The organism is Kitasatospora sp. NEAU-69, assembly GCF_057158765.1.
Map to the genome: position 1 here is coordinate 1 of NZ_JBWXUE010000043.1, position 19,141 is coordinate 19,141.

Annotated in this window: 19 protein-coding genes; 8 read left to right on the plus strand and 11 right to left on the minus strand. The window is 67.8% G+C overall.

What is annotated here, in order from left to right:
* Window positions 1-103: 103 nt before the first annotated feature.
* The 5 genes from istB to AC060L_RS32955 all read right to left on the minus strand — a co-directional run bounded on the left by istB (window position 104) and on the right by AC060L_RS32955 (window position 5,359).
* Window positions 104-877: an IS21-like element helper ATPase IstB gene (istB, locus tag AC060L_RS32935; protein ID WP_483799922.1), complete on the minus strand. Its 774-nt coding sequence runs from the start codon at window positions 875-877 to the stop codon at window positions 104-106.
* 60 nt (window positions 878-937) lie between these two features.
* Window positions 938-2,413 (minus strand): IS21 family transposase, encoded by a 1,476-nt coding sequence (istA, locus tag AC060L_RS32940; protein WP_483799923.1) that lies wholly within the window; start codon window positions 2,411-2,413, stop codon window positions 938-940.
* A gap of 523 nt (window positions 2,414-2,936) precedes the next feature.
* On the minus strand, window positions 2,937-4,160 hold the full coding sequence (locus tag AC060L_RS32945) for a tyrosine-type recombinase/integrase (RefSeq protein WP_483802648.1): 1,224 nt from the start codon (window positions 4,158-4,160) through the stop codon (window positions 2,937-2,939).
* Between the two features lie 11 nt (window positions 4,161-4,171).
* Window positions 4,172-4,471 carry a helix-turn-helix domain-containing protein gene (locus AC060L_RS32950; RefSeq protein ID WP_483802649.1) on the minus strand — a complete coding sequence of 100 codons (300 nt, stop codon included), beginning with the start codon at window positions 4,469-4,471 and terminating at the stop codon, window positions 4,172-4,174.
* Window positions 4,472-4,786: 315 nt separating this feature from the next.
* A complete protein-coding gene (locus AC060L_RS32955; RefSeq protein WP_483802650.1) occupies window positions 4,787-5,359 on the minus strand; it encodes a helix-turn-helix domain-containing protein in 573 nt (190 codons plus the stop codon).
* A 205-nt stretch (window positions 5,360-5,564) separates the two neighbouring features.
* Here AC060L_RS32955 and AC060L_RS32960 point away from each other — a divergent pair, with 205 nt between their 5' ends.
* Window positions 5,565-7,127: a DnaB-like helicase N-terminal domain-containing protein gene (locus AC060L_RS32960; RefSeq protein ID WP_483802651.1), complete on the plus strand. Its 1,563-nt coding sequence runs from the start codon at window positions 5,565-5,567 to the stop codon at window positions 7,125-7,127.
* A 743-nt stretch (window positions 7,128-7,870) separates the two neighbouring features.
* Here AC060L_RS32960 and AC060L_RS32965 read toward each other — a convergent pair.
* On the minus strand, window positions 7,871-8,362 hold the full coding sequence (locus AC060L_RS32965) for a TrmO family methyltransferase domain-containing protein (RefSeq protein WP_483802652.1): 492 nt from the start codon (window positions 8,360-8,362) through the stop codon (window positions 7,871-7,873).
* Window positions 8,363-8,375: 13 nt separating this feature from the next.
* Window positions 8,376-9,758: an NsdA family TPR-like regulatory protein gene (locus AC060L_RS32970; protein WP_483802653.1), complete on the minus strand. Its 1,383-nt coding sequence runs from the start codon at window positions 9,756-9,758 to the stop codon at window positions 8,376-8,378.
* Between the two features lie 217 nt (window positions 9,759-9,975).
* On the opposite strand from AC060L_RS32970, the gene AC060L_RS32975 reads away from it, so the two are divergent.
* The 4 genes from AC060L_RS32975 (at window position 9,976) to AC060L_RS32990 (ending at window position 11,666) form a co-directional block, all read left to right on the plus strand.
* The gene (locus tag AC060L_RS32975; protein WP_483802654.1) at window positions 9,976-10,212 is read left to right on the plus strand and encodes a hypothetical protein; all 237 of its coding nucleotides are present in this window, start codon (window positions 9,976-9,978) and stop codon (window positions 10,210-10,212) included.
* Window positions 10,209-10,358, plus strand: coding sequence for a hypothetical protein (locus AC060L_RS32980; RefSeq protein ID WP_483802655.1), 150 nt, complete (start codon window positions 10,209-10,211; stop codon window positions 10,356-10,358). The genes AC060L_RS32975 and AC060L_RS32980 overlap by 4 nt, the downstream gene beginning before the upstream one ends.
* A complete protein-coding gene (locus AC060L_RS32985; protein ID WP_483802656.1) occupies window positions 10,355-10,558 on the plus strand; it encodes a hypothetical protein in 204 nt (67 codons plus the stop codon). The genes AC060L_RS32980 and AC060L_RS32985 overlap by 4 nt, the downstream gene beginning before the upstream one ends.
* A gap of 85 nt (window positions 10,559-10,643) precedes the next feature.
* Window positions 10,644-11,666, plus strand: coding sequence for an NAD-dependent epimerase/dehydratase family protein (locus AC060L_RS32990; RefSeq protein WP_483802657.1), 1,023 nt, complete (start codon window positions 10,644-10,646; stop codon window positions 11,664-11,666).
* Here AC060L_RS32990 and AC060L_RS32995 read toward each other — a convergent pair.
* A complete protein-coding gene (locus AC060L_RS32995) occupies window positions 11,663-12,493 on the minus strand; it encodes a glycosyltransferase family 2 protein (protein WP_483802704.1) in 831 nt (276 codons plus the stop codon). The two genes, AC060L_RS32990 and AC060L_RS32995, sit on opposite strands and share 4 nt — an antisense overlap.
* A gap of 22 nt (window positions 12,494-12,515) precedes the next feature.
* Here AC060L_RS32995 and AC060L_RS33000 point away from each other — a divergent pair, with 22 nt between their 5' ends.
* The 3 genes from AC060L_RS33000 to AC060L_RS33010 all read left to right on the plus strand — a co-directional run bounded on the left by AC060L_RS33000 (window position 12,516) and on the right by AC060L_RS33010 (window position 15,418).
* On the plus strand, window positions 12,516-13,316 hold the full coding sequence (locus AC060L_RS33000; protein WP_483802658.1) for a hypothetical protein: 801 nt from the start codon (window positions 12,516-12,518) through the stop codon (window positions 13,314-13,316).
* Window positions 13,317-13,327: 11 nt separating this feature from the next.
* On the plus strand, window positions 13,328-14,686 hold the full coding sequence (locus AC060L_RS33005) for a hypothetical protein (protein ID WP_483802659.1): 1,359 nt from the start codon (window positions 13,328-13,330) through the stop codon (window positions 14,684-14,686).
* A gap of 93 nt (window positions 14,687-14,779) precedes the next feature.
* Window positions 14,780-15,418: a peptide deformylase gene (locus tag AC060L_RS33010; protein WP_483802660.1), complete on the plus strand. Its 639-nt coding sequence runs from the start codon at window positions 14,780-14,782 to the stop codon at window positions 15,416-15,418.
* 109 nt (window positions 15,419-15,527) lie between these two features.
* On the opposite strand, the gene AC060L_RS33015 is transcribed toward AC060L_RS33010, so the two are convergent.
* From AC060L_RS33015 to AC060L_RS33025, 3 genes are all read right to left on the minus strand, one after another.
* The gene (locus tag AC060L_RS33015; protein ID WP_483802661.1) at window positions 15,528-17,483 is read right to left on the minus strand and encodes a hypothetical protein; all 1,956 of its coding nucleotides are present in this window, start codon (window positions 17,481-17,483) and stop codon (window positions 15,528-15,530) included.
* A complete protein-coding gene (locus tag AC060L_RS33020) occupies window positions 17,476-17,883 on the minus strand; it encodes a hypothetical protein (protein WP_483802662.1) in 408 nt (135 codons plus the stop codon). The genes AC060L_RS33015 and AC060L_RS33020 overlap by 8 nt, the downstream gene beginning before the upstream one ends.
* A 743-nt stretch (window positions 17,884-18,626) precedes the next feature.
* Window positions 18,627-19,058 (minus strand): winged helix-turn-helix transcriptional regulator, encoded by a 432-nt coding sequence (locus AC060L_RS33025; protein ID WP_483802663.1) that lies wholly within the window; start codon window positions 19,056-19,058, stop codon window positions 18,627-18,629.
* Window positions 19,059-19,141 lie beyond the last annotated feature (83 nt).

Below are 19,141 nucleotides of genomic sequence, written 5' to 3' on the forward strand. Positions count from 1 at the left end.
TGTCAACGGCCATTGAGATGCCCAGGTGGGTGGCCGTTGGGTGTCCAGGCTGGTGGCCATCAGATGCCCAGGTGGGTGGCCAGTGGTGTTCCTGGGGTGGGGGTCAGTTCAAGGGGACCACTCCCTTCCCGGCGAGGGCCTCGGCGAGGCGGTGTGAGTCGCCAGTGGTGGTCACGAGGTGAGCGTGGTGCATGAGGCGGTCGGTGCTGGCGCCGGCGAGAGTCTTGGGCATGATCGTGTCGAAGCCTGAGGGGTGAATGTTGCTGGTCACCGCGATGGACCGGCGTTCGTAGGCAGCGTCGATGATCCGGTAGAACGCCTCGGCGGCGTCCTCGCCGACCGGCAGCAGGCCGATGTCGTCGATGACGATGAGGTCCGCGCGGCAGATCCGGGCGACGGTCCGGGCGGTGGACCCGTCGACCTTCGACTTCCCGATCGCGGCGCTCAGCGTCTCCAGGGTGAACCAGGACACCCGCAGGTCCTTCTCGATCGCGGCCTGGGCCAGGCCCTCGGTGAAGTGGCTCTTGCCCGTCCCCGACGGGCCGGCGATCACCAAATTCTCGGCGCGGCCGATCCACTCCAGGGTGATCAGGGAGTTCTGGGTGGGTTCGGGGATGGTGGAGTCCTCGGCCCGCCAGGAGCCCAGGGTTTTGCCGGTGGGGAAGTTCGCCGAGTGGCGGCGAAGGCGCCGGGTGGCCGCGTCGCGGCCGGTGACCTCCTCGGCTATCAGCAGCCGCAGGACCTCGGCGGGGTCCCAACGCTGGGCTCGGGCGGTGGCCAGGACGTCCGGGGCCGCTTTGCGCATGTAGGGCAGGCGCATGCGGCGCATGAGTTTGTCGAGTTCCTCGGGGATGGCGGGCGGGCTGGGAAAGCTCATGGGGGTGCCGTTCTCTTGGGTGACGTGCAGTCAGAATGCTGTGGTGGGCGGCGTGTTGGCTCAGCGGCCCAGGGCCTGCCAGCCGATGGTTCCGTTCTGGACGGAGTGGGCCTCGTCCGCGCGCACGACCTCGCCGGCGGGCTTGCTGTCCGCGATGTGTCCCAGGATCGAGAGCAGGTCGTCGTCGGCGAAGCGCCCGGCCGTGGCCGCCAGACCGAGGGCCTGGTCGACTTTGTCGTTGCCCAGGACAGTGGCCAGCTCGACCGCGCGGGCCATCTTGGCGCGGATGCGGATCGCGCCGGCGGGTCCGGCCTCCTTGAGCCAGCGCCCGGCCCCGGGCCCGATGCCCACGAACGCGATCTCCGCCTCCGAGCGCGGCCGCAGCCGCGGCTGGTGAACGCTGCGGCCGTCCGGGTGGTCGGGATAGTGCGCGTCGATGATCTGCGGAACACCCGGGGTGGACAGCTGGTGGCGCCAGATCTCCGACAGGTCCCCGGATTCGGTGCGGGCGGTGATGGAGAGTTCCTCGCCGACGACCCGGCACCACACCCTCGCGCCGGTATAGCCCGGCGGGGTCGAGTAGCGCACCGAGTTGAAGCTGATCGTGCGGTCCGAGCCGACCAGCCTCTCCTCGCCCAGCGCGAGCGCGAGCGGCTCGATGGGCAGGACGTGCAGGGTGGTGCGCTCCACGTCCAGGCGGCTCGCGGGTATCTGCCCGGTCGCCCGGTGACGACGGGAGTTCACCTGCTCGCACCAGGTGCGGCAGGCATCGGTGAGCTCGGCGAAGGAGTCGTAGGCGGGCAACAGGTTCGCATCCGTGGGCACCAGGTCGGCCTTCGCGATACGGACCGTGGCCTCCGCGCCGCCCTTCGACTCGGGGTCGTAGGGCACGCAACTGACCACCTGGCAGCCGTAATGCCGACCCGCGGCGACCATCTGTGGATGACGTACCGGGATCCCGGCGATGTGCTCGACGGTGACCGTCTTCGCGTTGTCCGTCAGTACATACGTCGGCGCCCCGCCAATCCGCCGCAACGCGGTGTCCAGGCAGGCCACCAGCGTGCCCAACGTGCAGTCCCAGACCGGGATCACGACCCGGAACCGCGACCAGGACAGCCACGCGCAGAACAGCCAGGTCCGCCGGCCGCCGATCCGCGGCCCCTCGCCCCAGTCGAACTGCAGCCACCGGCCCGGCTCGGGAATCCAGGGTCGGTACGTCCGGCGCTTGCCCGTCTTCCACGCGGTCTTCGCCGCGTTCACCGCCCGCCTCGTCGAGCGCGCACTTCCCCGGTAGCCCATCTTCACGAGCTTCTCGTGGACCACATCGGCGCGGATCGTCGCCTTCGACTGCTCGACCCACTCCTCGACCTTCTCCAGGAACGCGTCGATCATCTTCGGCCGCGGCTCTCGCTCATAAGGATTGCGCCCGCCGTCGCGGGCCTCGACATACCGCTTGACCGTCTTCGGGTCGTGCCCCGCCAAGCTCGCCGCCGACCAGACCGTCCCGGTCAGGTCGTACGCCTCAAGGATTTCCATGATCTCTCTGTCAGACTTCGTCACAGGACCTCTCCGACCGGTTCGCTGATGCTTCGCAAACACCAGCAAACCGGACGGAGGGGTCTCCTTCGATAAGGAAGCGATCAGGAACACCACAGGTCAGACGGCCATCCACCTGGAATTCCGGTGGCCATCAGCCTGGACCCGGCTGGCCACACACCTGGACTTTGCCACGGCCGCCGACAATGGGTTCACGCAGGGTGCCAAGGCACGCTACGCCAACGGGACATGCTTCATCACGCTGGAGGGCGTCGACCTCTTTGCAGTCTTGGACGGGTTCATCACACTCGACGAACTGCTGGGGCGCAAGAAGCGTCACGCTAATGACACAGGCAGTTGCTACTACCCTGCCTCATTGATGATGAGTGAGTAACCGCCCGCGGCTTCTTAGGCGGTGAGCCTGCATGAAGTCTGCAGCTCAGCAGCGTGACCCGCTGGACCCTGCAAGTGAGGGCGAGAGCACAGCCAGACAGCCGTGCCCTCGCCCTCACGGGCGCGCGAATCAGTCTGAAGTCGTCCCCCAGAGCAGTCCGCCGATCTTGTCGGCAGTGTCCTTGAGGACAGGACCCGTCAGGTGCTGGTACCGCCGGCGCATCCGAGCGGACTTGCCAGGTTCCCACCCCATGATCGCGTCGACCACCGCATCCGGAACGCCCAGGATCAGCAGGACGGTCGCGGCAGTGTGGCGGGCATCGTGGAGCCGACCATCGCGAACATTCGCCGCCTTCAGCAGGTCCTTCCACCGGTGGTAGTCGGTGTTGGGGTTCAGCGGCTGGCCGGTCGGAGAGGTGAAGACGTACCCCTTCTCCTCCCACAGGTCGCGGGCAAGCCGCCGTTCGCGGTCCTGCTCAACCTTGTGCCGCGCAAGCAGGTTCATCAGCTCGTCGGGGACACCGATCGGGCGCCTGCCCGCCCGGGACTTGGTGTCCTTGGTCTCGCGACGGACGCTGATCTTCTGCGGGCAATAGCCCGGCTTGCGCCCGCATCGATCACCGCAACCATGCTGGTAGCGGGGCCGCAACCGTCCACGCCGCACGCGGATGACGCTGGCTTCGAAGTCGACGTCGGTCCATTGCAGGCCCAGCACCTCGCCTTGCCGCAGGCCGAGGGCCAGGGCAATCACCCAACGGGCGGTGTTCCGCTGCCGCTCGGCTTCGAGGAGAAGCCGCTGCACCTCCTCAACCGAGTACGGCTCGACTTCCTCTTCCTCCAATCGCGGGGCCTTGGCGACCGTCGCCGGGTTCTCGGTGATATGCCGACGGCGCTTCGCCTCGTTGAGCGCCGCTCGCACCGTGCGGTGGACCTGGTGCGCGGTGCCGGCGGCGCTGCCGCTGTCCCGCATCTTCTTGTATAAGCGCTCCAGGTGCTCCGGCTCCAACTTCTCCAAGCGGTGAGCGCCGAGGCCGGGGATGAGGTGGTGGTACACGGCGACGCGGTAGCCGTCGATCGTGTTCTCGGAGACGTACGGAGCAGCGATGTTCTCGACCCAGTGGGTGAGCCAGGTCTTGACCGTCCATGTCTGGCCAGCCTTCCGCACCGCGCCGGAGTCGCGCTGCCGTTCCAGCTCGCGAACCGCCTTGGTGACGTCGGCCCGGGTCTTGCGGGTGACGTGGCGGCGGTCAGGACGACCGTCGTCTTTGACGCCGACAGTGACGTAGCCGTGCCAACGACCGTCCTTGGCCTGGTAGATGGACGATGCACCGTTGGGCTGACGTGAGGTTGCCATCTTCGCGTTCCTCAGGCCGCAGTGGCGAGGTCGGCAGCGCTGAGGCGCTTGGCGAGGAACGCGCCAACCGCCTCAGCAGGTATCCGGCGGAGGCTGCCAATCTTCACGGAGGGGATCTCGCCGGAGACGACGAACTCGTACATCTTCGTGCGCCCGATACCGAGCAGACGGGCAGCCTCTTCGACGGTGAGTGCGACCAGCGTCGGGTCAGCTTCGGGGCCGTCCTGATCAGCGATCAGGCGGAGGAGCACGCCCTCGGTGGTACCGAGGGCGTGGGCCACTCGGGAGAGCTCGAATGGCATTTCGGACATGGGTGTCCTATCCCGACGGCGCTTTCGGCTATGCGCCGCCGTTGTCGATGTTCCAGGGACGGGCGATTGGGTTATTCGGGGCCGCATGACGCCCCCCGGCGTTCGTAGCGCCGAGGGGCTGCGGAGGGCATGGCTGGTCGAGGGTTCACGGGCTGGCGAAGCCCGTGGTCGGACCGGCGGGACGGGACGTTAGCCGGAGATTCCGGCCGCACCAAACCGTCGGACGCCCGGCATGATGCCGGTCATCATCGGATCGGCGACGGGGGCTGACATGCGGAACCAGCGGAGTGCAACAGATGCCCTCGGATGCTCTGGCTATGCCTCGGTTCCCGGGTCGCCGAGACCCTCCGCCTCGGGCGAGCCGGACGGGAACCTCGGCGAGCGGTAGTCGTCACCGGCCGCGTCCGCCACGACTCGGGTGATCATCGCTCTGATGAGCTCTTCGAGATTCGGGTGGGCGCGGCCGTAGGCGTCGAGCGCCTCACGGGCCCGGTCCATGTCCTTGCGGGCGGCCACGGACTTCTGCCAGCTCTCGGCAAACTCGGCCAGCAGCCGTTTCACGTGGGCGTTCGCGGCGATCTCGGGTGGTCCGACCAGGTTGTCCAGGGAGATGTCGAAGACTTTGGCGAAGCCGATGGCCTCGTCCAGGTTGACCCTGCGACGTGGTTCGCCGCTCTCGATGCGCCACACCGCCGACTGGTTGAGCGGGTAGCCGGCCTCGGTCAGGCGCTCGGCGAGCGTGGCTGTACTCCACCCGCGCGCCTCGCGCTCCATCTTGATGCGCCGCGCGACGTTCTCCTCCCCCTCCAGCCGTTGTTGCCGGTCCTCGTCAGCCATAGTCAACCCTCCATGCATCGTCATCAAGCCCATTTGCAATGCGTCGAGCACGACGTTAACGTGATGCAAGATGAAACGCAACTGAGCCGAACCGCATCGGCGAGCCGGGCCAGTCACCGGCAGGACAACGAAAAAGGCCCCCGACGCTACGAACGCCGGAGGCCAAACGCAGAACCTCGAAAACCGCCCATCCCTGGAACAGTCGACAACGGAGGAACCGGGTAGCCGCCCGAATCCTCCGAGTGAGGACACCGCTGTGGACAAGCCTACGGCCCCGCCGCCAGGCCCGTCATCCCACGACCGGCGACGGGAACACCGCGCGTCGGAGCCCCACCCCGCGCTCGTCGACACCACTTCCGGGGAACCGCCGCACAACATCGACGCCGAACAGGCGGTCCTCGGCGCGTGCATGCTGAAGCACCAGGCGGTTGATCAGGTCCGGGGGACGCTGGACGCGGGCGACTTCTACCGGCCCGCCCACGAGACCATCTGGCGCGCGATCCTCGCCCTGCGCGCAGAGGACGCCCCGACCGACCCCATCGCCCTCGCGGACCACCTGCAGAGCAAGGGAGATCTCTCCCGCGTCGGGGGCTCGTCCTACCTCCACACGCTGGTCGCCGTCGCGCCGCCCTCGACGGACAACGCCGACTACTACGCGCAGATCGTGCGCCGCGACGCCCAACTGCGGACCCTGCACACGACCGGCATCCGCACCGTCCACCACGTGCTGACCCCGGGAGCCGACCCGGACGAGATCCGCACGGCCATCGAGACGGAGATCCGTGCCGAACGTGAACGCGCCCTGGCCTCTGGCAGCAGCCGCCTGTCCCGCTACATCGTCAACGGCTGGGACTTCGTCACCAAGACCGGCGCGGACAAGGAACCCCTGTGGGGCACCCGCGAACAGACCGCCTGGGCCTCCGGCGAAAGCCTGATGATCGTCGGCGCACCCGGCGTCGGCAAGACCACCCTCGCCCACCAGGTCGTCCTCGCCCGCCTCGGCCTGCAAGCCTCCGTCCTCGACCTGCCCGTCGCCCAGGGAGAACGCGTCCTCTACCTCGCCATGGACCGCCCCCAGCAGATCGCCCGCGCCATGGCCCGCCGCATCACCCCCGCTGACGAGGCGCACCTGCGTGACCGGCTCGCCGTGTGGCAGGGCCCGCTTCCCTCCACCCTCGACAAGGAACCCGACCTCCTCGCCGAACTCGCCGCCGCCCACCGCGCCGACACCATCGTCATCGACAGCCTCAAGGACGCGGTCAGCACCCTCGTCGACGACTCCCTGGCTGTCGCTTTCAACAACGCCCGCATGCGCGCCCTGCGCGCGGGCGTGGAGATCATGGAGCTCCACCACCAACGCAAGGCCGCCGCCGACGCGCCACGCGGGATGCGACCGACCCTGGACCGGGTGTACGGCTCGACCTGGCTGACCGCCGGAGCGGGCAGCGTCCTGTTCATCGCCGGAGAGGCCGGCGACCCGGCGGTCACCATCCACCACCTCAAGACCGTGACCGGCGAGATCGGTCCGCTGCCGGTCGTCCACGATCACCAGCGCGGCACCACCTACGTCGAGCCCACCCTCGACCCGGTCACCCTCCTGCGCGCCGCCCCGGACGGCCTGACCACCCGTGACCTGGCGACCGCCTTGACCGGCGAGACCAACCCCGACCGCGCCGACATCGAGAAGGCCCGCCGCCACCTCGACCGCCTCGTCAAGACCGGACTCGCGGTCAAGACGGACGGCACCACCGGAGGCGCCGGAGGCGGCCAGCAGGCCCGCTACCGCCCCTCCGCCCGGCACATCACCGCTGTCTCGTAACCACCACCACGGTGACCGGACTGACCGGGGCAACGCAGTGACCGCGCTCCCGGTCAGTCCGTCGTACTGACCGACCCCAGTGACCGGGGTTCCGGTCAGCCGGTCAGTCCGACCGGCCGAACTGACCAGAGTGCCACGCAGGCCAGCAGCCCGCCTGCTGACCGGCCCGTCGAACGACCAACGGACGGCACCCACCAAGACCACCGGGCAGCCGGTCAGTGGGCGGATCACCAGCCCAACCAGGCACCGACAACCGGGTGCGGATCGTTCACGGGGCCGTACACGCGCCCCTACCGCGAAGGGCCCAGCGAGAGCCGTTCACACCGTCCACGCGGAGCAAAGAAACCGCAGGTAGAGCGATCACGGAGGCGTACACGCCGTCCACGCGACCCAGCGTTCACGCGCGAGCCCCCCTTTAGAAGGGGGCTCGCGTGTACGCCCTACCGTGAACGTCCCACCTCCGAGGAGACTCCAAGCCGCCGCCCGCTGTAACCAGGTAGACCCAGCAACAAGAGATCGCCTTGATCCGAATCCTGACTCAGACCGCCGGAAGCCGGAGCAAGTTATGGGGTAAGGACTCCTTACCCCGCCCCGCTCCTGGCGGAGCAAGTTGTCGCATTGGATATCCCAACGGGCCACCCAACGCTCTCGCCCTCGCCCAGGGGTGCGAGGGCTAACCCGGAACCAGCGGCAGCGCGTAGGCACAGAGCCATCGCCGCTCGCTCTCGGACAGTCAGAGTCCGTCAGTCATTGGCCGTGGGCGCGAAGTAGTCGCGGAGCATGACAGTCGTCCATTCCGCCTGGTGTTGCTCTCCGCGAGGTCCCATCTCACCGAACCACGGCTTCACGTCCAGGACCGGCGTGCCGTCGACGGCGTCGAGGTCTTCGACGTGGAGGTCCAGGCCGTCGACCTTGAGCAGGCGACAGCGTGAGACCCCGAGCCAGTTCAGGCGCCGCATGTTGCGGTGCCCGAAGATCCCGACCTCCGGCCACTCCGGGTTGTCCCGAGGCCGGCGGGCTCCGAGGTTCAGGTCGGTCGGGTCGGTGAGGTGGAAACGGAAGACGATCTCCAGGTGCGAGAAGTCCTCAAGCCCCTTGGTCGCGTCGGCGGTGAAGAGGGATCCATCCAGCCGGATGATCGCCCGGGTACCGCCCCAGAAGTCGTCGGTCGGTTCAATCCGTCCACCGACCACGTGGCCGAGGGCCTCGACCTCAAACGTCTCATGGTCTGCCATCAGTGACTCCTCATCAGGCTGTTTCGGACAAGTACGCGGCGGCGCGGGCGTCGATCTCACTGATCGCCGCGGTACCGCGACGTCGGTAAGGGGAGAGCAGGGTACGCATGTCGGCGGCGGCCTGGCGGGTGCGGCCGGACCGCACGCCGTCCATCGCGTCGAGCGCCTGCGACCAGGTGGCGCAGGCCCGGTCGATGTTGTTCATCTGCGCGTACACGGAGCCGAGATATCCCAGCGTCACCGCGTGAGTGCGGGTGAACTTCGTCGCCTTGCGGGTGCGGACGCTGTGGTGGAACTCGCGCACCGAACCGTCAAGGTCTCCTATGTCGCGCAGGGCGCACGCGGTCTCGTGGGCCAGGCTCGCCTCACCGAAGAAGAAGACCCGGTCCGGCTCAGCGATGTCGTCGCTCGCGGCGGACAGGTCGTCTTCGGCCCGCAGCAGCGCCTTGGCGGCGGCGTTCTTGCGGCCGGCGGAGGCAAGGCTCCGGGCGTGGACGACGCCGAGGAGAGCCTGCTCCCGTGGGGAGGCGAGCGCATACCGGTCGCCGTCGACGGAGGCGGCAGCGAGATTGAGTGCCTGCTGGTGGTGTCCGAGGTCGATGGCCTGGTGCGCCATCGCCCGCAGCACGTGAGCGGCCATCGGCGGATCGCCGGCCTCGGCCGCGAGCTTCACGGCTTCGGCGAAGTACCGCTGCGCTGTCGCATGCTGGCCGCCATCGAACGCCATCCAGCCAGCCAGGTAGGCAAGTTCACTGGCGGCGGAGAAGAGATCACGACGGACACGCTCGTCGGTGAACTTCCCCCGCAGGTAGGCGGTGACGTCGGTCGCCAGGTACTGCACCACGGATGTCCAGGCGTGGCCACCGCCCCGCCGCTGATCGACCTGCGAGAACAGGGTGGTCATGTCGCGGACGGCTGCCAGGTCGCCAGGGCCGACCCGCCGCGTCGCGGCTGAACTGCGCGCACTGCCCCGCTCGGCCATGCGCTGCCACCAGTCTTCGCCGGGCAGGGAGAGTGCGGCCACCGAGTAGACCGCCACCCCCAGGGCCCGCCTGCGTTCCACGTCCACGTCGGTTCTCCCGAGTTCGGCCAGCGCGCTCAGCGTATCCGCGTCCCAGTCGGGAATTTGGGGGGCGGGCGCGATCAGGCCGATCTCCTCCAGCGTCACGACCCGTCCACCGAGCGCGCGACCTAACGCCTCGGCCAGGAAGGCACCGACGTTCCCAGCCGGCTGACCGCCGTTCTTCCAGTGCGTGATGCTCGACTTGTTGGTCTCCAAGAGCTCGCCGTGCTCGGCCGCCACCCGCCTGACCAGGCGCGCGATCGCATCGCCGGAGAGCTTCGTCTCCCCGATGGCCGCCCGCAGCCGTTCGTTCGGCTCCCTCGTCGACGCCAATGGGCACCTCCCTCACGGGCCGTTAAACCGCTTAAACCGCATTGCGTGCCCAACACCGTACTCCCAGTAGCGATTGGGCGGTTCACTAACTGCATGCCACTGTGCAGGGTGGAGCCGATTCGGCACCTGGCAGCCTGCGGAGCGGTGGCCTGCGGCGGCTCCAGCCAGACATCGGCATCAAGGGCCGCCCCGCCAACTCGCGACCCCGGAGACGCTGATGACGACTACCGACCGCACACCTCACCCCTGGAGCCTCAACAGCTCCTCCACGCTGGTGGACCCCAACCCGGCGGTCCCGCGCCGGTCCACGAGTCCGACGCAGGAGAGCACTTCGGCTACCAGCAAGCGCATGCTGCTGGACGAGCACCGCAGCGAGAGCGGAGAGTGCGTCCGGTGCGAGAGCCCCTGGCCCTGCGACGTGACCAGGAGCATCCGTTCGGGGAGCGTCGTGTGAACAGCGCCGAGCTCCACATCCAGGCCGACGACCGGACCGTCATCTTCATCCCGAACCGGGAACGCGCCCGGCGACGTGCCCTGGTCCTGCGTCAGCTCGCTGCCGGCCGTCGCCGCCGCAAGCACCACCGGGATTTGGTCTCGTGAGCACCGCGAACTCCCCGGATTTCAAGCTCCCCGAGGACCGTCGACAGGGCCTGTACATCCGTACGTTCAAGCTCGCGGCCGACGGCACCCGGTACGACGACTCCGGCGTCATCAGTGTGGAATCGGAACCCGACGCCTACGCCTACCACCCCTCGGCCCCCTGGCCCGCCTGCCGCTGCCCGCAGCACCGCGACGGCTGACCCGGCCCGTCGCCGGCAGGCCGCCGGGCCGACCAGCACGTCCCTGCTGCACCGCCCACCCCGCGCATGAGAGGAAGAACGTCCCTTGTCACTCGAACAGCTCTCAGGAAAGACCGTGCTGGTCACCGGTGCCGGTGGTCTCATCGGCAGCCGCATCACGTCCCAGCTCCGCCAGCTCGGCGCCCGCCCCATCTCGGTGTGCAAGCTCGACGCCTACCCGCACGAGGTGTACCGCGAGCGGTTCGGCATCGACACCAGCGACCCGGACTTCATCGTCGGCGACATCGCCGAGCCGGACCTGATGCGCAAGGTGATCTCCGGCTGCGACTACGTGATCCACGCCGCCGCCCTGGCCGACGTGGCGGCCTGCACCCGCCGACCGCTGGACGCCATCGACACCAACATCACCGGCACGCAGCGCGTCCTGGACGCCGTCGCCGCCTCCGACCGGGTCCGCAGGATGGTGTTCGTCTCCTCCGCCAGCGTCTACGGCAACGGCGAACACACCAGCCATCCCACGCAGTTCATCGAGGACACGGCGGTCCAGCCGGTGTCGGTGTACGGCAACAGCAAGGCGTGGGGCGAGTACCAAACGGCCGCCGTCCTCGGCGACGCCGGCATCTCGTACGCCGTGGTGCGGTACTTCTCGGTCTACGGCGAACCGCAGGTCGTCAAGGAGCGGAGCCACTCCTGGGTGGTCGCCTGGTTCGCCATGCGGGCCGCACTGGGCCTGCCCCTGCACCTCAACGGCGGCGGCCACCAGATCCGCGACATGGTCCACGTGGACGACATCGCCACCGGCACCCTGTGGGCGCTGGTCGCACCTCGCGCGCACGACGAGACCATCAACATCGGCACCGGAACCGGTACTTCGATCCGGCAAGTCGCCGAACTCGTCCGCAGCCACTACCCGGACGTGCCGTTGGTCGAGACGCCCATGCCGCCCGGCGACCCCGAGGGCGGATACGCCTCCATCCAGCGGATGGAAGAGCTGCTGGGCTGGCGGCCGAGCATCACGCTGGCGGAAGGAGTCGCCCGCTACGTGGCCTGGCTGAAGGCCACCCCCGCCGCCATCCCCGACTGGATGCGCCAGGCGGCAGCCGCCTAGATGATCGGCGGCCGCCCCAGCCGGGTCATGGTCCACACCGTGCGCCAGCGCATCGGCTTGCGCCGTCCGCACGGTGTGCGCCAGCCCTCGGCGAAGCCCGCGAACCACGCCTTCAACCCAGCCACGTCCCGGGTCCGGGCAATGGTGAGCGCCATCCACACACCGAGGTAGACCGGCACCAGCAGGGCCGGCAAGTGCCGGCGCGCCAGGTACACGCGGTTGCGCGCGTTCACCCGGTAGAAGAAGGAGTGCCGGGTCGGGCTGGTTCGCGGGTGCTGGAGCAGCAGCTCAGGGACGTACAGCACCCGCCAGCCGGCATCCAGCGCCCGCCAGGCCATGTCGGTCTCCTCGTGCGCGAAGAAGAAGGATTCCGGCCAGTCGCCGACCTGCTGCAGCATCTTCGAGGACAGCGCGTGGCCGCCGCCAAGGAAGCTGGTCACCTCACCGCCACGCATCGGGTCGCCGGCCCGCAGCCGGGGGACGTGGCGCCGCTGGGTGAGGCCGGTCTCGTCGGCGATCCGGAAGCTCACGATGCCCAGCTGCGGGTCGGCCTCGTATAGGGCGGTAATCCGGGCGAGGACGTCGTCGGCGACCAGCAGACCGTCGTCGTCCAGGTCGATCACCACGTCCACGTCCCGCAGGTGCTCCAGCGCGACGTTCCGCCCGCCAGTCACCCCGAGGTTGTCCGCGAGCTCCACGCCCTCCACCCCGGCGGGCAGTTCCGGCAGTACGCACCCGTTGCCGACCACCACGACCTTCGCGGCATTGACCGTCTGCATCTCCACCGAGGCCAGCAGCTCGGCCAGTTCCTTCGGCCGCGTGCCCATGGTCAGGACCGCCACGCCCAGCTTGACGCCCACCGAACCTCTTCCCTTCGAGGAACCAGAGATGACCTCACGAACGCCGAAGCCGGGTGCCGCGTCGCTCCGCGAACTCGCCGAGAACCGGAGCCTTCCCGCCCATCAGGTCATGGACCAGGACACACTCGCCTGGATCGCCAGGAACCGGCCCGAAGCCTCAGCCGCGCCGCCCACCCTGCCACATCCGCCGCTCATGCTGGTACCGGCCGTCACCTGGTTCGCGCACCCTCAGCTCGTCGACTCCATCCACGGCATCCGGCACAACGCTCGCGTCTCCCTGCTCGCCGGTCTCCTCGCCCAGGAGTACGGACTCGACCGCGATCACACGGCCGCGCTGTGCGCCGCCGCTGCGGTTCACGACTGTCGGCGGCGCGACGACCGCGACGATCCCGGGCACGGCCGACGGGCAGCGTCCTGGTTCACACGCAACCAGCACGCCGTGACCAGCATGCTCGGCCGGGAGCTTCCTCCTGGCCTCTCCCAGCAGGCAGCCACCGCGATCGGCCTCCACGACGTCCCGTACGTGGACTTCGCCCCGCAGCAGAACCGCGCCTACCAGCGCGCGCCCCACCTGATCGACCTACTCAAGGCGGCTGACTGCTTGGACCGCTACCGGCTTCCCCTCAACCGCTGGTGGCCTGACCCCTCCCACCTGCGCATCGTCATCCCCACATGGCTCCACCCCGTCGCCTTCGACCTGGTCCTCCGAAGCGAACAGTCCCGGCTCGACGGCGCCACCAACCACGGAGCACTGATCCACGCCAGCCAGCTCCTCAACCCCGCGCAGTAGGAGGCCACCCTATGCACGCCGAATGGGAAAACGCCCACACCAACCACATCGCCAGCCCGACCCGTCCAGGCCCTTCCGGTCTCACCGAGACCGAAGCCGACTGGCGGTCCCACCTCGAATGCGCGACCCCCAACGGCTGGCTGCTTCGCGGAAACGCCATGACCGAGACGCTGGCCTCCGGCCGCCCCATCCACCTGATGCACACCACGGTGGCTCTCGACGCTATCCGCGCGAGCGGCCACCTATACGCCTCCACCGGCTGCCTGGTCGCCGCCCTTTATTGCGCGCCCCTCACCCCGGAACCCTCCGGCCTGCGCCCCCACAACCTCGGCTCCTACCTCCTGGAGACCAAGAAGCACACCCGAACCCTCGTCTTCGAGATCACCCCCGACGCCCCCGTCCCTCCCAAGGGCGTCGACTACCTCCGACTCGGAGCCATCCACCTGCGGACCTACCTCACCCACCGCAGTTTCCTCACCGAGCACGAAGACATCCAGCTCCGCCACACCGTCCTGCAGCGAGTCCAGGCCGCGGCCCCCTTCCTCGATGCCCTCCTCGCCAACGCCACCGGAACACCAGCGCCGGACGCTGAGTTCATCGACCAGCTCGCCGCCACCGTGCCGGCCTTCCCCTTCCTCGGCTACCTCTACTTCGAGGTGCTTTCCGAGTACCTGCTGCTCCACTCCACGATCCCCGAGACCAAGGCGTACGCCCAGCTCGGAGAGATGAACAACCGCCTCTACAAGCAGCTGGCGTTCTCGGCGGTCCAGGGCATGGACCAGCTCTTCGACCTTTCCCGCTTCAACCCGGGACACGAACGCCTCCTCCGGCTCATCGGACAGATCGAAGCTGGCCTGACCCCGGGGGTGGCCCGCTTCACCAGGCGGCGCCTGTCGCATCTGTTCGCCACCGTGGCGCTCGCGTCCAGCCAGAACGCGGCGTCCTTCACCTTCCGCGACGCAGACTTCGACGCCCTCGCCGCGACCGCACCGCACCTGCTCGGCCAGCTCATCTTCCGCGAGATGCGCATCGTCAACCGCTACCCACAGCTCTACCTCGCCTTGGAGCAGGCCAAGGCCCTTGAGGCGTGGGCCTACTGGAACACCGAAGGCATCCCGACCCCGTTCAACGGCACGATCCCGAAGGGCGAGATCGGCATTAACACGGCCTACCCGCGAGCTGGCTACACGGTGTGGACGGCAGAGACCTGCGAACGCGGCTTGCTGCACCCGGTCGAGCGTCTCGACGTGACCCTCGCTCCCCGCCTCGCCGAGCTGTCCATGACGGCCATGCGGAGGGACGACACAGGAAGAGCCGCAGGACACCAGCCGAGCTCGACCCTGCGGTGTGAGGCGCCGAAGCATCCATGACCGCCGAGGCGGCACCGCTGCGAACCGCCCCGGGCCGGCGCGAGGGGGACGGAACGCGCGTCTTCTCCTGGAGCACGTCCACACCAGCACTCCATGCCCGGCACCGTCTGGAATGGCGATTCCGGGCAGACCCGAATGCGAAACTACTCAAGGGGAGTTCAGGTGATCCAGGTGCGGCCCAGCGAGCAGATGCGTGACCTCGGCGTCGTACAGCAAGGTGCCCCTGTCCTCGCCGAACCTGCCCGCTCCTTCGCCCTGCCGGCCGAGCGCGAAGCCGCCGAGCAGGTCATCGAGAAGCTCTTCACCGCGATGGAGCGCATCGGACAGGTCCATCCCTTCGCCAAGGGCATGGGGATCGCGGCACCGCAGATCGGCATCGGTCGGGCCGCAGCCATCGTCCAGCCAGCCGAGCCCGGAGCGCCAGCGATCGTCCTACTCAACCCCCGTATCACGGACCGCTCCATCGAGACTGACGAGCAGTTCGAAGGCTGCCTCTCCTTCTTCGACGTCCGCGGCATGGTCCCCCGCCCGCTGTGGATCACTGTGGAGACCACCACGCTGGACGGCCAATTGGCCACCAACTCCTACGAACGCGGACTCGCCCGGCTGATCCATCACGAGATCGACCACCTGGACGGCATGCTCTACACCGCCCGCATGCTGTCCGACGTTAGCCCAATCCCCGTCGAGCAGTACCGCCAGACAGGGCAAGCGTGGACCTACGAGCAGTAAGCACCCGCAGGCAAGGCACAAATGCCCAGTACGCGACGGACAACGCTGGGGCACGCGACTTCGGATACTTATCCGATCGCGCACATGGCATCGCCGCCCACGTCGCGCGCTAAGTCCCTAGTTCGGACTCCGGGATGTCGACTTCGGCGCGCTCGTCATACCGGTCCGCCCAGTCGGCGAGCGTGCGAGAGATGCGGTCGAGCTTTGAGCGCAGGCTCGCGATCTCCTTGGAGTCCCATCCATCGCGTTTCACAAGGCTGGCGCCGCCGTCATCGATGGGGACGGCTTTCAAGGCAGCCACAGCCCCTTTCAGCTTGTCGGCGTTCGTGATCACATCGGCCCAGCGCAAACTCGCGGCCTTGAAGCCCGCGGCCGCTTCTTCCAGCGTCTCACCGTTGTAGGTGTGGCGGACCAGGATGTTGGTCAGCTCACGGGGACCTTCCGCGGTATGTACAACGAGGCCACCCTCGTCCACCTCATACAGCTTCGCCCCCAGCCGCCCGGCCTTTACGACCTCGTATGCCTGGAGCACACCGCGTCGACGCGAGAGCATGGCACGCAGCACAGCGGCCGCGCTGCGGTCGTCGCTGTCGTCTGGTCCTCCGAAGACTTCACGTTGCAGAGCCATCGGCTCGGCGAGAGCCATGTAGTAGGCGGCTTTGACCGCGAGTTCCGTCTGTGCAACACCCAACCGTCCGCTGTCGCCAAGCCCGTTGCTCACCTCCTCCAAGGCATCGTCGCGCAGGTCCTCCAGAGACCTACCGGCCTCAGCCGCGCCCTCCAACGGGGCATCTGCCGAAAGGACCTCAATCTCCGGAAGTCGGTAGGCACGTTGGAGCACAGCACGTCGCGATCGGACGAAGTGGAGGTCATCATTCCTCTCAGTCCTGACCGGGCGGAGGATCAGCTCGACGGCAATGTCCACCCGATCCTCTCTCGTGGGTTGCTGCTTCGCCGTCAGCGAGCGAATGCCATCATTGACGCGACGTGCCGTACCGATACCTCCGCCCAGCACAGCTCGGACGATCTCCCCAGCCCGCACATCGCGATCTCGGCTACAGCCTTCGTCCATGGCTTCCCGCTCGGTGATGGTTCCGGCAAACCAGTGTTTCTCAACCACGGTGATGCGGGCTGATCGAGTACGAGTGGGCTCAGCCAAGGAGTCGAGCACGGCATCAGCTTTCGCCTCGCTCTCTACAGCTGGGCTATACGGCTTGGGAGGACGGATGTGTGTAAGGCCGATGAAGTTTCGCACAGCCGTATGGAAGCGGAGCTGCGCCCGAGCATCAGACATAAACCCGACGACTACGCGCGCAGGGATGGTGAGAACACGCACCTTTGCCTTCTCGGCACTGCCAAGGTTGTCCCAGCCGACCTTCTGAACCAAACGAATCAGCGAGTTGACTTCCTTTCGGAACTTTCGCTCATCCTTTCCCCACTCGTAGGCAACCTTCGCTGGCGCATAGCCGAGCATGTCGTGCACCGCACTAATACGACTCGAACCGTCGGCGGCGATCAGCATCGTCTCAGGTGGGCGCCCGTTGTGGTGATGCACTGTCATTGACACGACAGTCAAGGGCTGGAGGACGCCTTCCACTGCGATGTCCTCGCGAAGGGGATTCTCCTTGACCAGCCGCCCTTTGGTGTCCTCCAAGCGCTGCGCAAGAACGTTCGGGTTATCCACCCGAATCTCCAGCTCCGCGCAGCCACCCGAGCCCGAGACAGGATCGGGCATAACCAGGCCAGTTCCTGCACCACCTAGGGCATAGCTTCGACGCCCGTATTCTCTCGGGTTGGCCGGGTGAGGCACCACTGAAGCAGACCACAGCCGGGTCTCTACGATCGACAAAGTGCCGCCCTGCACGCGCAGTTCGGAGACATCTGCTAGTTTCCGACGCGCTTCATCCGGGCGCACGGCCGCTCGTGCCAATCCTCGAGCCGCGCTTTCCGTGAATCCTCTCCCAGCCAGCGTGTCAAAGAGGTTGTCCACGGCAGCTGCGCGCGGAAGTGCCCACCAGGATGGCTGCCAGCCCCCATCGGCCTCAACGGCCTGATTCTCATTCACTCGTAGCCTCCGCGATCCTGTCCGCCAGGAAGAGCGCCCTTCGCGCCCGCTCCCGGTTCGCCCTGACGGCTGCTTCCCCGTCATCCACAGCGCGGGAGAGCTGCGCAGCAGACTCGCTGAGCGCCGCGCGGACCTGGTACCACCCCTCCAGGGTCAGCGGGACTGTGAACAACCGCTCGCCGTTCATGTTGACGACTGAGCAGTGCAGTTCCCGCTCGGCAATGTCGGCCCAGTGGACGGCCAGCCGCCCGAGGGTCACCCCGGCGCCCCGACCCGCCGCGGTCTCCGGCGAGGCGACCGCGCGACACTCGTCGGCCGCGTGCTGAAGAATGGCCGTGACGAGGGCAACCTCGTCTTGGTCCAGATGAAGCCGGATGGTCGTGGCGTCGTCGCTGAGCACGAGCAGCACTCCGTGAAAGTCGGCAGATTCGAATAGGTCTACGTCCTGCCACCAAGCGCATGCGCGCGAGGCGAAGCGAGAGCGCGGACATGACTGCCGCCGACCTCCACCCGTGTCGATCCTCGGAGCGCGTTGCCTCCGGAACCTCTGATGCTGCCCGAGCCGCACACCATCCAGCCCGAAGGGACGGGACACAGGCCCCAACACCCCAGGGAGCACGGCGAGCTACACGACTGCTCGGCTCGCCAAAAAGCACCCGGCCAAGGAGCCATGTCGCGTGATGCGGGGACATCGAACAAGTCGCCCGCATGGAGCGTAGCGACATCCTCACGCTGCGTGCAATCGCCTTCCGGTATCAGCATCAATCACGTGGGTAGTCAGGCAGAGCTCCGCCGCGACGCGGTTGCAGTTTTGGTTGCGTTCACCCCCATCCAGGGCCGTTCAGAGGCCAGCTAGCGGCCCATTCCGCCGCAGGCCAGGACGCTCACGGGCACCCCCGGACACCCGGACGAACAGTTGGAAAGCGTGTTGGGGGCAACCCCTCACGAGTTCGAATCTCGTATCCTCCGCCGGCAGATGGCCCGGACCGCTCAGCGGTCCGGGCCATCGTCGTCTGCTGGGACGGGCCGGTGGTCCGGGCCTGGAACAGGGCGAACCAGCTCTCCGTTGCGGCGCTGTCGTGGCGGGAACCGACGCGGCCGGACCGAACGATCCCGCCGCGAAGCCCCTTCGGCACCTGTTGATCAGAAGCGGTTCAGGTTCTCATCGACAGGAGGGATCTTCACCGGGGTCGCCTGGTCCACCTCGGTGGTTGTGGCCGCGTCGGCTGCTTCCCGGAAGGTGACGACCGCCTCGCCGTTCTCCCGCGCCCAGGCGGTGAGCATCCTGATGGGCTCCTCCAGGGTTCGTCCCAAATCGGTCAGGCTGTATTCCACGCGCGGCGGCGCCTCGGCGTACGCGTGCCGCTCGACGAGCCCGTTGGCTTGGAGTCGGCGCAGCGTCTGCGTCAGTACCTTGCGTGAGATGCCACCGCTCAGCTCGACCAGCTCGCCGTGGCGCACCGGGCCGTCGGTGAGCGCAAAGAGCGTGACCATGGACCACTTGCTGGCGATGATCTCCATGGCCAGGAGAGCGGGGCAGTCGGCAAGGAAGGCGATTCCGGGTCGCTGGCTCATGCCCCGAAGGTTACCTTGAGGTACCTATCGACTGCCTATCGTCGTCGAGGTGCGCACGTCCCTTGCTCGCCTCTCGCACGATT

Coding starts and splice junctions, on each gene's coding strand:
- istB (WP_483799922.1), bottom strand. CDS start 877: ATGAGCTTTCCCAGCCCGCCCGCCATCCCCGAGGAACTCGACAAACTC.
- istA (WP_483799923.1), bottom strand. CDS start 2,413: ATGGAAATCCTTGAGGCGTACGACCTGACCGGGACGGTCTGGTCGGCG.
- AC060L_RS32945 (WP_483802648.1), bottom strand. CDS start 4,160: ATGGCAACCTCACGTCAGCCCAACGGTGCATCGTCCATCTACCAGGCC.
- AC060L_RS32950 (WP_483802649.1), bottom strand. CDS start 4,471: ATGTCCGAAATGCCATTCGAGCTCTCCCGAGTGGCCCACGCCCTCGGT.
- AC060L_RS32965 (WP_483802652.1), bottom strand. CDS start 8,362: ATGGCAGACCATGAGACGTTTGAGGTCGAGGCCCTCGGCCACGTGGTC.
- AC060L_RS32975 (WP_483802654.1), top strand. CDS start 9,976: ATGACGACTACCGACCGCACACCTCACCCCTGGAGCCTCAACAGCTCC.
- AC060L_RS32995 (WP_483802704.1), bottom strand. CDS start 12,493: ATGGGCACGCGGCCGAAGGAACTGGCCGAGCTGCTGGCCTCGGTGGAG.
- AC060L_RS33005 (WP_483802659.1), top strand. CDS start 13,328: ATGCACGCCGAATGGGAAAACGCCCACACCAACCACATCGCCAGCCCG.
- AC060L_RS33010 (WP_483802660.1), top strand. CDS start 14,780: ATGCCCGGCACCGTCTGGAATGGCGATTCCGGGCAGACCCGAATGCGA.
- AC060L_RS33025 (WP_483802663.1), bottom strand. CDS start 19,058: ATGAGCCAGCGACCCGGAATCGCCTTCCTTGCCGACTGCCCCGCTCTC.